Genomic DNA, 12,987 nt, shown 5'->3' on the forward strand with positions numbered 1-12,987 from the left:
GGCTCATGTGAGCGCAGCCGGCCTTTGGGTTCCAGCGGTTACTGGCGGGCAGCGAGCAAACGCTTGTGGCGATTGCGCCGCGCGATGTTCAGGCACTCGATGGCAGCCGAGAAAGCCATGGCCGCATACACGTAGCCTTTAGGCACATGGGCACCGAAGCCTTCGGCGATCAAGGTCATGCCGATCATGATCAAGAAGCCCAGGGCCAGCATAACCACGGTCGGGTTGTCGTTGATGAACTTGGCCAGGGGTTCAGCCGCCACCAGCATCACGATCACCGAGGTCACCACGGCAATGATCATGATCGGCAAATGCTCGGTCATGCCAACGGCGGTGATGATGCTGTCGATGGAGAACACCAGGTCGAGCAACAGGATCTGCCCGATGGCCGCGGCAAAGCCGATCGCCACGGTATTGCCGACGCTGGCCTTCTCTTCGGGCTCCGGGTCCATGCTGTGGTGGATCTCGGTCGTCGCCTTCCACACCAGGAACAGGCCACCGGCGATCAGGATCATGTCCTTCCACGAAAACGCCTGGCCGAACACTTCAAACACCGGCGCCGTCAGTTGCACGATAAACGCGATGGTGCTCAACAGGCCCAGGCGCAGTATCAGCGCCATGCTGATGCCGATGCGCCGTGCCTTGGCCCGGTGTTGCTCCGGCAGCTTGTTGGTGAGGATCGAGATGAAGATCAGGTTGTCGATCCCCAGCACGATTTCCATGACGATCAGCGTCGCCAGGGCCACCCAGGCGGTGGGGCTGGCGGCCAGCTGTAAAAGGTAATCCATAGGTCAGTCCTGACTGGGTGTACGGGAAATTAAGCTTCTTTGGAATCTGGCTCAGGCTTGGAATCCTGCTCTTGCTCGTCTTCCTTGGGGGCAATCAAACCCTGGGTCGCTTCGCTCAACGCCTGTTCGGCGGCTTTATGGGTGTCATCAATGGCCTGCTTGGCCGCTTCGCTGGCTTTGCCCAGCACCTGCTGGGTGCTCTTCTCGACCTGGTCGCAACCACTGAGCACCACTAATGAAAGCGCAAGCAACGACGCCGCGCCCAGGGAATTGAATTTCATGATGTATTCCTCGTTAGAACCGTTGGACCCAAGCATTGGGCCCGCGATAGCGAGGCATTCTAAGGAAGCGAACACTTCAGGAAAATTCGTATTTTTTTCGCTTATACTTCGGTTTACACGAAGTAACACTCTGCAACCGAGGCGCCTGATGCTCAATTACCGACAACTGCACTACTTCTGGGTAGTCGCCAAGACCGGCAGCATCGTGCGTGCCTGCGAGCAACTGAACCTCACGCCGCAGACCATCAGCGGGCAAATCAGCCTGTTGGAGCAGACATTTGGTATCGCACTGTTTCAACGAGTCGGCCGCCAACTGGAGCTGACCGAGGCTGGGCGCCAGGCCCTGCCCTATGCCGAGCAGATGTTCCAGACCGGCAATGAGCTGGAAGCGATGTTGCGCGCCCAGCCCAATGAACAGCAGATTGTGTTTCGCGTTGGCGTGGCGGACGTGGTGCCCAAGTCCATCGTCTATCGCCTGATCGCGCCGACCATGGAGTTGAGCGAGCCACTGCGCATTACCTGCCGTGAAGACAAACTCGAACGCCTGCTGGCCGACCTGGCGATCCAGCGTCTGGACCTGGTGATCTCCGACAGCCCGATGCCGACGCACCTGGACATCAAGGGCTACAGCCAGAAGCTTGGGGAATGCGGCATCAGTTTCTTCGCCACCCAGGCGTTGGCGGACCGGCACGGTGGTGATTTCCCACAGTGCCTGCACGGTGCGCCACTATTGATTCCCGGTGCCGAAACCGTAGTGCGCAGCCGTTTGCAGCGCTGGTTCGCCGAGCAGCAGATCCGCCCGAAAATCATCGGTGAGTTCGACGACAGCGCCTTGATGCAGGCCTTCGGCCAGTCCGGCAGCGGGATTTTCATTGCCCCCAGCGTGATTGCCGAAGAAGTGCTGCGCCAATATGGCGTGGCATTGATTGGCCAGACGGACGCGGTCACCGAGTCGTTCTATGCCATCTCGGTGGAACGTAAGGTCAAGCACCCCGGCATCGTGGCGATTACCGAAGGTGCTCGCCGCGAACTGTTTACCGCGTTGCCCGCCTAGGCGCAGGCGACCCGGGTCTTGGCGGTCATCAGCCACAGGGCCAGGAGAATCGACAGCAGGATAAAACCCGACGCGGCGAACCCCAGGCTGCCCAGGCCCAAGGTGTCGATCACCCGCCCGCCGACCATCGCGCCCAGGCCAATACCCAGGTTGGCCCCGGCAATGTTCAAGGACGCGGCAAATGCCGGCGCATGGGGCGCCGCCTTCATCAAGCGCACATGGCTGACCAAAAACAGCGCCGCCTGGGTCACGCCCCAGATCCCCATGGCCGCAGCCAGGCCGAGGGTGGAATGGATCGCCGGTACCAGCGCCACCATGCCGGCAATCATAAAGCCGCAAAACACCATGGAGGCGATCAGCGGATGCTTGTCGACCATGCGTCCGCCCAGGGAATTGCCGATCAGCCCCACGGCGCCAAAGCCCATCAGGCACCAGCCCACCAGCGTGCCATCGAAGCCGGCCAGGCGCTCGAGAATGTCGGCCAGGTAGGTATAGGCAGTGAACATGCCGCTAAATACCAGGATCGACAGCAGTACGTGGCCCTGCATCAACGGGTTGCGCAGGATCTTGAACTGCGAACGCAGGGTCACCGCGTCCTTCTTCACTGTGGTCGCCGGCAGGTAAATCAACAGCAGCAATGCCTTGAGCACCGCCACCCCGGCGAGAATGCCGAAGGCGCTGCGCCAGCCGAACATATCGGAGATCAGCGTACCCACCGGGATGCCGAAGACCGTGGCGCAGACGATGCCGAAACCGATTTTGGCAATCGCCCGGCCAGCGTAGTCCGGCCCGACGATGTCCACCGCCGTCTCGCTGGCCAGGGCCCAGAACACCGGCAATCCGAGGGCCGGAATCAGGCGGGCCACGGCCATTACCCAGATATTCGGCGCCAGTGCCGCGAGGGTGTTGGCCGCGCCGAACATCAACAGAATGCTGATAAACAGGCGCTTGCGCTCAAAGCGTGCGAAATACGCGGTGAGGAACGGCCCAAACGCGGCTACGGTGAAGGCAAACAGGGTCACCAGCAGACCAGCCTGGGACACGCTCACATCCAAATCACGGGCGATGGAGGGCAACAGGCCCACGATGACAAATTCGGTGGTCAACACCGTAAAACCGGCTGCGGACAGCAGCAGGATGGGCAACAACATGCACAACTCCAGAAACGGCGACGCCAGCGCTGACCCAAGGGCCCGCTGACATAGAGATAAGAAGAGGATGGCGAATCTTAACAGAATGTGACCGGACCACACACGGCCTTGGCGACTGAATGCCGCAGCAAACGGGATGTTTCCTACAGCATGTTAGACTTCGCGCCCTGCATAGCGCTGCACACATTAAAAAAACTAGAGACACTCTTATGACTGCTGCTCCTTCGCTGCTTCAACGCCTGCTGCGCGTCAGCCTGGTGACCCAAATTGTCATCGGCCTGGTTGCTGGCATCTTGCTAGCCCTGCTGTCGCCCAGTGCTGCCCTGTCCACCGCGTTCATCGGCAAGGTATTTGTCTCGGCGCTCAAGGCCGTGGCGCCCATCCTGGTGTTTGTGCTGGTGATGGCCTCGATTGCCAACCACAAGCATGGCCAGGAAACCCATATCCGGCCGATTCTGTTCCTGTACCTGCTGGGTACCTTTTCGGCGGCGGTGGTCGCGGTGATTGCCAGTACCCTGTTCCCGTCGAGCCTGGTGCTCAGCACCCATGACGTGGCCATCAGCGCTCCCGGCGGGATCGGCGAAGTGATGCAGAGCCTGTTGCTCAGCGTGGTGGACAACCCCGTCAGCGCGTTGATGAACGCCAACTTTATCGGGATCCTGGCGTGGGCCATCGGCATGGGCATCGCAATCCGTCATGCCGGGGAAACCACCCGTACCGTGCTGGACGACCTGTCCAACGGCGTCACGCTGATCGTGCGCGTGGTGATTCGCTTCGCACCGCTGGGGATTTTCGGCCTGGTGGCCTCGACCCTGGCCGCTTCTGGCTTTGATGCGCTGCTCGGTTATGCGCACCTGTTGCTGGTGCTGATCGGCTGCATGCTGTTCGTGGCCCTGGTGGTCAACCCGGCGATCGTGTTCTGGAAATTGCGTCGCAACCCCTACCCGCTGGTGCTGCTGTGCCTGCGTGAAAGCGGGATCACCGCCTTCTTCACCCGCAGCTCCGCGGCCAACATCCCGGTCAACCTGGCGTTGAGTGAGCGCCTGGGCCTGCACGAAGACACCTACTCGGTATCGATCCCGTTGGGTGCGACCATCAACATGGCCGGCGCCGCCATCACCATCACCGTGCTGACCCTGGCCGCCGTGCATACCCTGGGCATCGCGGTCGACCTGCCGACCGCCGTGCTGCTCAGCGTGGTGGCGGCGATCTGTGCCTGTGGCGCGTCGGGTGTGGCCGGGGGTTCGCTGTTGCTGATTCCACTGGCGTGCAGCCTGTTCGGCATTCCGAGTGAAATCGCCATGCAAGTGGTGGCCGTGGGCTTCATTATCGGGGTGTTGCAGGATTCGGCGGAAACCGCGCTGAATTCGTCTACCGACGTGCTATTCACCGCAGCGGCGTGCCTGGGCCACGAAGACAAGAACCCGGCCTGACACAACCCGGCAAGCAAGTGGGAGCTGGTTTGGGTGGGAGCCAGCTCCCACACAAGCCCGCTCCCACATTTGTTTTGCAGTGTTACTCAGGGCTTAGAACGCGCCCATGTAGTCACGCTTGCCCACTTCCACACCGTTATGACGCAGCAACGCGTAGGCGGTGGTGACGTGGAAGAAGAACTGCGGCAGACCATAGGTCAGCAGGTAGGACTGGCCGCTGAAGCGCTTCTCTTTAGGTGTGCCTGGGCGGGTGACGATCTCGATGCCTTCCTTGCCGTCGATCTGCGCCGGGGTAATGGTGTCGATGAAGGCCAGGACCTTGGCGATCAGCGCTTGCAGGTCGGCGAAGGTGACTTCGGTGTCTTCGTATTTCGGCACTTCAATCTCGGCCAGGCGCGCGGAAACACCCTTGGCAAAATCCACGGCGATCTGCACCTGGCGCACCAGCGGGAACATGTCCGGGAACAGACGCGCCTGCAGCAAGGCGTTCGGGTCGATGTTCTTGGCGGTGGCGTGGGCCTCGGCCTTGTTCAGCACATCGCTCAGGGCGTTGAGCATTTGCTTGAATACCGGAAGGGAAGCGGCGTACAGGGAAATAGTCATGACAGTCTCGACAGTGGTGACAGGGTTTGAACAGCCGCGATTATAGACATGAGCGCTGCTTGTCTTTTATTTTTTCGGGATTAGGCTAGTGGGCTCACTGCATAGGGAAAGCGCGATGACCGCCGAGCACGACACCACCTCCTCCGAGCCGCGCCTCAACAGCACGGAAATCCGCGTTCTGGGCTGCCTGATCGAGAAGCAGGCCACCAACCCGGAAACCTACCCGCTGACCCTCAATGCCCTGGTCCTGGCCTGCAACCAGAAAACCAGCCGCGAACCGGTGATGAACCTCAGCCAGGGCCAAGTCGGCCAGAGCCTGCGCGCCCTGGAAGGCCGTGGCTTTACCAAACTGGTGATGGGCAGTCGCGCCGACCGCTGGGAACACCGCGTAGACAAGGCCCTGGAGCTGGTGCCGGCGCAGGTGATTCTGACTGGCCTGCTGTTCCTGCGCGGCCCGCAGACGGTCAACGAATTGCTGACCCGCAGCGGGCGCATGCATGACTTTGAAGATGCCGAGCAGGTGGTGCACCAACTGGAACGCCTGATCGCTCGCGATCTGGCGGTGCTGGTGCCCAAGCAGGCCGGCCAGCGCGAAGACCGCTACACCCACTCCCTGGGCGACCCGGCGGATATGGAGGCGATCCTGGCCGCCCGTGGCAGCCCGGTGGAGCGCAGCAGCGCTGGCAGCGGGGTTCCTCTGGAACGCATCGAAGAGCTCGAAGCACGGATTGCGGCGCTGGAAGAGCGCCTGTCGCGGCTCGAATAAACACCGCGTCCCCCTGTGGGAGCGGGCTTGCCCGCGATAGCGGTGGATCAGTTAACACATAGTTGACTGACACTCCGCCATCGCGGGCAAGCCCGCTCCTACATGGGCCCGCAGTGTTTTTGAGATTTTTTACTGGCGGGCGAAATTCACCGCCTTCTGGAACTGTTCGTCGGTCGGCCGGATGCCGGTGTACAGCACGAACTGCTCCAGGGCCTGGATCGCAATCACTTCCAGGCCGGTAATTACCCGCTTGCCCTGGGCCCTTCCACGCACAATCAACGGTGTTTCGGCGGGGATCGCCACTACATCGAACACCGTGTCGGCCGCATCAATCGCGTCGGCCTCGAATGCCAGGTCCTGCACCTGGGCGCCGCCGGTCATGCCGATCGGCGTCACGTTGACCAGCATCTGCGGGCGCGCCTTGCCCAATGTCGCCTGCCACTCATACCCCAGGTTGTGCGCCAGGGCCCGGCCCGCCGTTTCATTGCGCGCAACGATCAGCCCATTGGCATAGCCACCATCACGCAAGGCGCTGGCCACGGCCTTGGCCATGCCGCCGCTGCCGTGCAGGGCGAAGGTCGAGTCTTTGGGCACCGCGTGCTTTTGCAGGAGTTGCTCGATGGCGATGTAGTCGGTGTTGTAGGCCTTGAGGTGCCCGGCGGTGTTGACGATGGTGTTGATCGAGGCGATGGCGCGGGCCGAGTCGTCGAGTTCGTCCACCAACTCGATACAGGCCTCCTTGAACGGCATCGACACCCCGCAGCCACGGATACCCAAGGCCCGGATGCCGGCCACGGCGCCGTTCAGGTCTTGGCTGCTGAAGGCCTTGTAATAGAAGTTCAGCCCCAACTGCTCATACAAATGGTTATGAAATCGCAGGCCGAAATTGCCTGGCCGGGCCGACAACGACATGCACAGCTGGGTATCCTTGTTAGGGTTCATCAGCATCGGTAACGCCTCTTCAAGTAAGCAAATCGGTACAGACCTTACACAACCTTTACCTAGTGGTAGTGCTGTTTTCCTGAAATACGTTGTCTTAAAAGTATCCCCGCGACAATCCTTGAGTCTATTGATTGCAGACCACAAGCGCAGGGGCCAACCGAGGAAAGACCATGATTCGTAAAATCCCCAGGATCGCCTTGCTGATCGGGGCACTCGCTGTAGCCGGCCAAGCCTGCGCCCATGGTGGCGGTTGGGGTGGCCCGGCCGTATTGGGTGCGGTTGTCGGCGCAGCCGTTGTGGGCTCAGTGATCGCCAGCCATGATCGGCCGGTATATGTGCAGCAACAACCGGTGTATTACCAACCGCAGCCGGTGTATGCCGCCCCGCCACCGGTCTATTACCAGCCGGCGCCGGTGTATGTACAGCAGCCGGTGTATTACCGCCCGGCGCCGGTGTATTACGGGCCACCACGCGGTTATTACGGCCCGCCCCGCGGCTATTACGGGCGCGGCTGGTAAGCCCAGCAGAAAAAGCCTCGCCCTCCAGGCGGGGCTTTTTTATGGGCTGCCAGGTCTGAATAAATCTCGCCAAGGTCGCTATCGAGACAACGCCGACTGTTAAATCCGACATTATTAAGGCCAAAGTGCACTTGCCCAACCGGGGGGCGCGCTGTCATGTTTGTGTCACGCGGCACTCTCACTATCGAAACTGTCCCCCATAACAGGTCATAACAACAAGGACGACCCAGCATGCCCACACAAAACCCGCACCGTACCGCCGGCCTCTGCACTTCGAGCAAGGTCTACAGCGCCTTGACCGAACTCAAGCACCTGGAGGGCCATCGCAGCGCCAAGTTTCTCTCGCTGCTGGCAGAAAACCTGGTCCACAAGGGCCTGCTCAATGAACAGGAAGTGCTGCACATGCTGGACCAGGTGGTTGACTGAACCCCTGCCGGCGCAGTCTCGATCGCAGTGATGTTGACTATCGAGCAGGGTGATTTTCCCTCGCCGCCTGGCCACCGTAAGGTGACCTCCATCAGCAATGGAGGTAGATATGCCCACTATCCAGATCATGTCCGTCATCGGCAGTGCCGTCCCCGGCCCCCTGCGGGAACTGGGTTTGCTCGCCTGCTGGTACCTGGTACGCGACGGTGAAGCCATCAGCGGCCCACTGACTTCACTACCCGATGCCCAAGCCCTGTCACGCAAGATGGCCCATTGCTTCTCAGCCTAGGGCAATGGCAGCCGCACCCGCGGTTTGGTCTCGACAAATAGCGCCCAACTGGAGATAAACAGCGCGGCAATCAACGGCCCGATGACAAAGCCATTGAGGCCGAAGATCGACAGGCCGCCCAGGGTCGAGATCAGGATCAGGTAATCCGGCATTTTGGTGTCCTTGCCCACCAGGATCGGGCGCAGCACGTTGTCCACCAGGCCGATCACAAACACCCCGAACAAGGCCAGCACCACCCCCTGCCAGATTGAACCGCTGAGCAGGAAATAAGCGGCCACCGGCCCCCACACGATCCCCGCACCCACGGCCGGCAGCAACGACAGAAACGCCATCAATACCGCCCAGAGCAACGCGCTGGGGATATCCAGGAACCAGAAGATCAGGCCGCCCAACGCGCCCTGGGTCACCGCCACCAGCACATTGCCCTTTACGGTCGCGCGCACCACGCGGTTGAACTTCAGTTGCAGGCGACGCTTCTGCGGCTCGGCCAGCGGCACCGCCGTGCGCACTTTGCGCACCAGGTCGGGGCCGTCGCGCAGCAGGAAGAACAGCAAGTACAGCATGATGAAAAAGCTCACCAGGAAATCAAAGGTGCCCTGGCCAAAGCTGAACGCCTGGCTGGCAAAGAACTGGCTGCCCTGCATCGCGCCCTTGACGATTTTCTCGCGCAGGCCTTCCAGGTTGCCCATGCCGAAGCGGTCCAGCAGGTGCTGGAAGTACGGCGGCAGGAAGTTCTTGAATTGTTCGATGTAGCCGGCCACATCCAATTTGCCGCTTTCGACGTTCTTGTACAGCGTCGCCCCCTCCTGCACCAGCAAGGCGCTGGTGATGATCACCGGCAAGATCGCGATCACCAGGCACACCATCAGGGTACACAACGACGTGAGGTTGCGGTTCCAGCCAAACTTGAGCTGCAGGCGGCGCTGCATGGGCGCAAAGATGATCCCCAGGATGACCGCCCAGAACACCGCGCCATAGAACGGCAACAGGATCCAGAAGAACGCGAGGGTCACGATGACCAGCAGCAACAGCAGGGTTTTGAATTGCAGATTCGTTTGGTTCATGTCCGATCCGTACCAGAAAAACGCCGGGCGCCCAGCGCGCCCTGTTGCTTAGTCCGCCGGGCGTCGCACGAGTGCCATCTTTATTTCTACAGCGTAGACCCAGATCAATAAGCGCCCGCCCCGGCTCGGCTACCCTGCCGCCCTTTTGCGACCCAAATCCCCATGCTCCCTGTCCTTGCCCCCGAATTGCTCGCCCCTGCCGGCACCCTGAAAAACATGCGCTACGCCTTTGCCTACGGTGCCGACGCGGTCTACGCCGGCCAGCCGCGCTACAGCTTGCGGGTGCGCAACAACGAGTTCGACCACGCCAACCTGGCCCTGGGCATCGCCGAGGCGCAGGCCCAGGGCAAGCGCTTTTATGTGGTGGTCAACATTGCGCCGCACAACGCCAAGCTCAAAACCTTTCTCAAGGACCTGGAACCGGTGATCGCCATGGGCCCGGACGCGCTGATCATGTCCGACCCGGGCCTGATCATGCTGGTGCGCCGGCACTTCCCGCAGATGCCGATCCACCTGTCGGTACAGGCCAATACGGTGAACTGGGCCAGCGTCGAGTTCTGGCAGCAGCAAGGCATCTGCCGGATCATCCTGTCGCGGGAATTGTCCCTGGAAGAAATCGCCGAGATCCGCCAGCACGTGCCGGCCATGGAGCTGGAAGTGTTTGTGCATGGCGCACTGTGCATGGCCTATTCCGGGCGCTGCCTGTTGTCGGGCTATATGAACAAGCGCGATGCCAACCAGGGCACCTGCACCAACGCCTGCCGCTGGAAATACCAGGCCACCGCGGCGGTCGAAAACACCGTGGGTGATATCGTCCAGCAGTATCAACCCGAGCCGACCCTGGGCCTTGGCGCGCCCACCGACCAGGTGTTCCTGCTGCAAGAGGCCAATCGCCCGGATGAGCAGATGCCGGCTTTCGAGGACGAGCACGGCACTTACATCATGAACGCCAAGGACCTGCGGGCGGTGCAGCACGTCGAGCGCCTGACGCAGATGGGCGTGCACTCGCTGAAGATCGAAGGCCGCACCAAATCCCACTTTTATGTGGCGCGCACCACCCAGGTGTACCGCCAGGCCATTGATGATGCAGTGGCCGGGCGCACGTTCGACCGGGGCTTGATGACCAACCTTGAGTCCCTGGCCCAGCGCGGCTACACCGAAGGCTTCCTGCGCCGCCATGTGCACGACGAGTACCAGAACTACCAGAACGGCAGCTCCGTCTCGGAACAACAGCAGTTTGTCGGGGAATTGACCGGCGAACGGCGCGGGGAACTGGCCGAGGTCAAGGTGAAGAACCGCTTTGCCGTGGGCAATCACCTGGAGTTGATGACCCCGGCGGGGAATTTCCACTTTGATTTGGGGATGATGCATAACGCCAAGGGTGAGGCGATCGAGGTGGCGCCGGGGGATGGGCATACGGTGTATGTGCCGGTGCCGTTGGAGATGGATATCGGGTTTGGGTTGTTGATGCGGGATGTGTAGCGGCTGTTAGGGCCTCATCGCGGGCAAGCCCGCTCCCACATTTTGACCGTGTTCACCGATCAAATGTGGGAGCGGGCTTGCCCGCGATGGGGCCAGAACCAGCACCGCAATCGCCAGGTCAGATCCTGAACTGCCCCACCAATCCCCACATTTTGAACTGTGAATACATTCAAATGTAGGAGCTGGCTTGCCTGCGATGGGGCCAGAACCAGCACCGCAATCGCCAGGTCAGATCCTGAACTGCCCCACCAACCCCCACATTTTGAACTGTGAATACATTCAAATGTAGGAGCTGGCTTGCCTGCGATGAGGCCAGAACCAGCACCGCAATCGCCAGGTCACACCCTGAACTGCCCCACCAACTCCCCCATTTTGAACTGTGAATACATTCAAATGTAGGAGCTGGCTTGCCTGCGATGAGGCCAGAACCAGCACCCCAATTACCAGGTCAGATCCTGAACTGCCCCACCAACTGCCCCAACCGCTGCCCCAGTTCCGCCAGGCTGCGGGAGGTCTGCGCGCCCTGTTGGGTCTCGTCCGCCACGCTGTCCACCGCCACGGCAATCTGATGCACGCTGCGGTTGATCTCTTCGGCCACGGCGGTTTGCTCTTCAGCGGCGCTGGCGATCTGCGCGTTCATGGTGTTAATGGTGCCGATCAGCTGCGCCATGGTATCGAGGGACGCCCCGGCTTCATTGGCCTGGGCCGAGGTGCCATCGCCGGCATCGCTGGAGCGGCGCATGGATTCCACGGCCGCCTCGGTGCCTTTTTGCAGGCGGTCGATCATGCCCTGGATTTCCTGGGTACTTTGTTGAGTGCGGCTGGCCAGCGCGCGGACTTCATCGGCCACCACCGCAAACCCACGCCCGGCTTCACCGGCACGGGCCGCTTCAATGGCGGCGTTGAGGGCCAGCAGGTTGGTTTGCTCGGCAATCGAACGGATCACCCCAAGCACACTGACAATCGACGACACGTCCTGTTGCAGGCTGTCCAGGGACACGCCACTGCTGCGGATGTCATTCACCAGCGCATGAATCTGCGCGATGCTGCCATCCACCACGCGCTTGGCGGCCTGACCTTCGGCGTCGGTCTGCTGGGCCGCCACCGCCGCGCCCTGGGCACTGCGCGCCACTTCATGGGCGGCGGATGACATTTCATTGATCGCGGTTGCCACCTGGTCGGTTTCCTGGCGCTGGCGCTCCATGGCCTGCTCCGAACGATGGGCCTGCTCGGACACCTGGCTGACCAGGCCGGTCAGTTGCGAAGTCATGTCGGTGATCTGGCGCACCAGGCCGTGGATCTTGTCGACAAACCGGTTGAACGAGCCCGCCAGTTCACCCAGTTCGTCCTGGCTGGTGATTGCCAGGCGGCGCGTCAAGTCACCTTCACCGGCGGCGATGTCGTCGAGGTTGGCCTTCATCAGGTGCAAGGGACGCAAGATGGTATTGGCCAGCAGCATGCCCACTGCCGCGATCAGCAACAGCAGCACCGCCGCAATACCGATAATGCTCAACAACACCCCTTCCATACGCTCGTTGACCTTGGCTTCCACCTCGCTGACCAGGGCGTCGATACCGTCGAGGTTGACTGACGTACCAATCACCATGTCCCACTTGGGCAGGTATTCGGTGTAGCCGAGCTTGGGCACCAGTTCGGTTTGCCCCGGCTGGGTCGAACTGTATTGCAGGTAGTGGCTGCCGTCCTTGCCGACCTTCACCAGGTCGCCGTTGACGTAGACACCGTTGGGGTCGCGGTTGTCCTTGAAGCTTTTGCCCACGCCGTCGGGGCTGTTGCCCTTGAACAGGCGGATGGTTTCGGAGTCGTAGCCAAAGAAATAACCGTCCTTGCCGTAGGTGGTGTTGGACAGCAACTTGACCACCTGCGCCCGCGCCTCTGTGTCGCCAGGGGCTGCGGCGTCGTACAGCGGCTTGATGGTGGTCATCGCCACCTCGACATAACTTTGCAGGGTGGCCTTGGCGTTATTGAGCAGGCGCTGGCGGGTTTCGGCCACCTCGGTACGCGCCTGTTCCTTGAGAATCCACACCGTGGTCAGGCTGATGACCACCGCAAACAACAACACCGGCAATACGGCAAGGGACAGGACTTTGGCCTTCAGACTCAGACGCATGGATCTTCTCTCTTGTAGGGCAACGTTAAGAGGTTAACGGCCCGCAGAGAAAAAACTGTAGG

General features: G+C 61.1%; 14 protein-coding genes and 1 pseudogene. 7 read left to right on the forward strand and 8 right to left on the reverse strand.

The window, feature by feature from the left end:
• Nucleotides 1-38 precede the first annotated feature (38 nt).
• Both HBO12_RS21725 and HBO12_RS21730 read right to left on the reverse strand, forming a co-directional pair.
• Nucleotides 39-788, reverse strand: coding sequence for a TerC family protein (locus HBO12_RS21725; protein WP_057726241.1), 750 nt, complete (start codon nucleotides 786-788; stop codon nucleotides 39-41).
• 29 nt (nucleotides 789-817) lie between these two features.
• Nucleotides 818-1,069, reverse strand: coding sequence for a hypothetical protein (locus HBO12_RS21730; RefSeq protein ID WP_170043178.1), 252 nt, complete (start codon nucleotides 1,067-1,069; stop codon nucleotides 818-820).
• Nucleotides 1,070-1,217: 148 nt separating this feature from the next.
• Between HBO12_RS21730 and nhaR the strand changes: the two genes are divergently transcribed.
• Nucleotides 1,218-2,123 carry a transcriptional activator NhaR gene (gene nhaR / locus HBO12_RS21735; RefSeq protein ID WP_170043179.1) on the forward strand — a complete coding sequence of 302 codons (906 nt, stop codon included), beginning with the start codon at nucleotides 1,218-1,220 and terminating at the stop codon, nucleotides 2,121-2,123.
• On the opposite strand, the gene HBO12_RS21740 is transcribed toward nhaR, so the two are convergent.
• Nucleotides 2,120-3,274 (reverse strand): MFS transporter, encoded by a 1,155-nt coding sequence (locus tag HBO12_RS21740; RefSeq protein WP_170043180.1) that lies wholly within the window; start codon nucleotides 3,272-3,274, stop codon nucleotides 2,120-2,122. The two genes, nhaR and HBO12_RS21740, sit on opposite strands and share 4 nt — an antisense overlap.
• 209 nt (nucleotides 3,275-3,483) lie before the next feature.
• On the opposite strand from HBO12_RS21740, the gene sstT reads away from it, so the two are divergent.
• Nucleotides 3,484-4,707 (forward strand): serine/threonine transporter SstT, encoded by a 1,224-nt coding sequence (gene sstT / locus HBO12_RS21745; RefSeq protein WP_169956202.1) that lies wholly within the window; start codon nucleotides 3,484-3,486, stop codon nucleotides 4,705-4,707.
• Between the two features lie 93 nt (nucleotides 4,708-4,800).
• On the opposite strand, the gene HBO12_RS21750 is transcribed toward sstT, so the two are convergent.
• Nucleotides 4,801-5,310 carry a DUF1993 domain-containing protein gene (locus HBO12_RS21750; RefSeq protein WP_057439460.1) on the reverse strand — a complete coding sequence of 170 codons (510 nt, stop codon included), beginning with the start codon at nucleotides 5,308-5,310 and terminating at the stop codon, nucleotides 4,801-4,803.
• Between the two features lie 115 nt (nucleotides 5,311-5,425).
• Here HBO12_RS21750 and HBO12_RS21755 point away from each other — a divergent pair, with 115 nt between their 5' ends.
• Nucleotides 5,426-6,076, forward strand: coding sequence for a YceH family protein (locus HBO12_RS21755; protein ID WP_170043181.1), 651 nt, complete (start codon nucleotides 5,426-5,428; stop codon nucleotides 6,074-6,076).
• Nucleotides 6,077-6,205: 129 nt separating this feature from the next.
• On the opposite strand, the gene HBO12_RS21760 is transcribed toward HBO12_RS21755, so the two are convergent.
• Nucleotides 6,206-7,024, reverse strand: coding sequence for a shikimate 5-dehydrogenase (locus HBO12_RS21760; protein ID WP_169956208.1), 819 nt, complete (start codon nucleotides 7,022-7,024; stop codon nucleotides 6,206-6,208).
• A gap of 164 nt (nucleotides 7,025-7,188) precedes the next feature.
• On the opposite strand from HBO12_RS21760, the gene HBO12_RS21765 reads away from it, so the two are divergent.
• The 3 genes from HBO12_RS21765 to HBO12_RS21775 all read left to right on the forward strand — a co-directional run bounded on the left by HBO12_RS21765 (nucleotide 7,189) and on the right by HBO12_RS21775 (nucleotide 8,251).
• Complete coding sequence (locus HBO12_RS21765; protein ID WP_169956210.1) at nucleotides 7,189-7,536, forward strand: hypothetical protein; 348 nt, start codon at nucleotides 7,189-7,191, stop codon at nucleotides 7,534-7,536.
• Between the two features lie 231 nt (nucleotides 7,537-7,767).
• On the forward strand, nucleotides 7,768-7,962 hold the full coding sequence (locus HBO12_RS21770; protein ID WP_029296627.1) for a hypothetical protein: 195 nt from the start codon (nucleotides 7,768-7,770) through the stop codon (nucleotides 7,960-7,962).
• Between the two features lie 109 nt (nucleotides 7,963-8,071).
• Nucleotides 8,072-8,251 (forward strand): hypothetical protein, encoded by a 180-nt coding sequence (locus HBO12_RS21775; RefSeq protein ID WP_169956212.1) that lies wholly within the window; start codon nucleotides 8,072-8,074, stop codon nucleotides 8,249-8,251.
• Here HBO12_RS21775 and HBO12_RS21780 read toward each other — a convergent pair.
• The gene (locus tag HBO12_RS21780) at nucleotides 8,248-9,315 is read right to left on the reverse strand and encodes an AI-2E family transporter (RefSeq protein WP_169956214.1); all 1,068 of its coding nucleotides are present in this window, start codon (nucleotides 9,313-9,315) and stop codon (nucleotides 8,248-8,250) included. The two genes, HBO12_RS21775 and HBO12_RS21780, sit on opposite strands and share 4 nt — an antisense overlap.
• A gap of 162 nt (nucleotides 9,316-9,477) precedes the next feature.
• On the opposite strand from HBO12_RS21780, the gene trhP reads away from it, so the two are divergent.
• Nucleotides 9,478-10,797, forward strand: coding sequence for a prephenate-dependent tRNA uridine(34) hydroxylase TrhP (gene trhP, locus HBO12_RS21785; RefSeq protein WP_170043182.1), 1,320 nt, complete (start codon nucleotides 9,478-9,480; stop codon nucleotides 10,795-10,797).
• Between the two features lie 448 nt (nucleotides 10,798-11,245).
• Here trhP and HBO12_RS28820 read toward each other — a convergent pair whose 3' ends face one another.
• On the reverse strand, nucleotides 11,246-12,067 hold the full coding sequence (locus HBO12_RS28820) for a methyl-accepting chemotaxis protein (RefSeq protein WP_370693742.1): 822 nt from the start codon (nucleotides 12,065-12,067) through the stop codon (nucleotides 11,246-11,248).
• Between the two features lie 36 nt (nucleotides 12,068-12,103).
• Nucleotides 12,104-12,925: pseudogene (locus HBO12_RS28825) on the reverse strand (cache domain-containing protein); the annotation flags it as partial.
• Nucleotides 12,926-12,987: the final 62 nt, after the last annotated feature.

Origin of the sequence: Pseudomonas sp. WS 5059 (genome assembly GCF_012985525.1) — a bacterium.
Taxonomy (GTDB): domain Bacteria; phylum Pseudomonadota; class Gammaproteobacteria; order Pseudomonadales; family Pseudomonadaceae; genus Aquipseudomonas.

Coding starts and splice junctions, on each gene's coding strand:
- HBO12_RS21775 (WP_169956212.1), top strand. CDS start 8,072: ATGCCCACTATCCAGATCATGTCCGTCATCGGCAGTGCCGTCCCCGGC.
- HBO12_RS21780 (WP_169956214.1), bottom strand. CDS start 9,315: ATGAACCAAACGAATCTGCAATTCAAAACCCTGCTGTTGCTGCTGGTC.
- HBO12_RS21765 (WP_169956210.1), top strand. CDS start 7,189: ATGATTCGTAAAATCCCCAGGATCGCCTTGCTGATCGGGGCACTCGCT.
- HBO12_RS21730 (WP_170043178.1), bottom strand. CDS start 1,069: ATGAAATTCAATTCCCTGGGCGCGGCGTCGTTGCTTGCGCTTTCATTA.
- HBO12_RS21750 (WP_057439460.1), bottom strand. CDS start 5,310: ATGACTATTTCCCTGTACGCCGCTTCCCTTCCGGTATTCAAGCAAATG.
- nhaR (WP_170043179.1), top strand. CDS start 1,218: ATGCTCAATTACCGACAACTGCACTACTTCTGGGTAGTCGCCAAGACC.
- HBO12_RS21760 (WP_169956208.1), bottom strand. CDS start 7,024: ATGCTGATGAACCCTAACAAGGATACCCAGCTGTGCATGTCGTTGTCG.
- HBO12_RS28820 (WP_370693742.1), bottom strand. CDS start 12,067: ATGACTTCGCAACTGACCGGCCTGGTCAGCCAGGTGTCCGAGCAGGCC.
- trhP (WP_170043182.1), top strand. CDS start 9,478: ATGCTCCCTGTCCTTGCCCCCGAATTGCTCGCCCCTGCCGGCACCCTG.
- HBO12_RS21770 (WP_029296627.1), top strand. CDS start 7,768: ATGCCCACACAAAACCCGCACCGTACCGCCGGCCTCTGCACTTCGAGC.
- sstT (WP_169956202.1), top strand. CDS start 3,484: ATGACTGCTGCTCCTTCGCTGCTTCAACGCCTGCTGCGCGTCAGCCTG.
- HBO12_RS21755 (WP_170043181.1), top strand. CDS start 5,426: ATGACCGCCGAGCACGACACCACCTCCTCCGAGCCGCGCCTCAACAGC.
- HBO12_RS21740 (WP_170043180.1), bottom strand. CDS start 3,274: ATGTTGTTGCCCATCCTGCTGCTGTCCGCAGCCGGTTTTACGGTGTTG.
- HBO12_RS21725 (WP_057726241.1), bottom strand. CDS start 788: ATGGATTACCTTTTACAGCTGGCCGCCAGCCCCACCGCCTGGGTGGCC.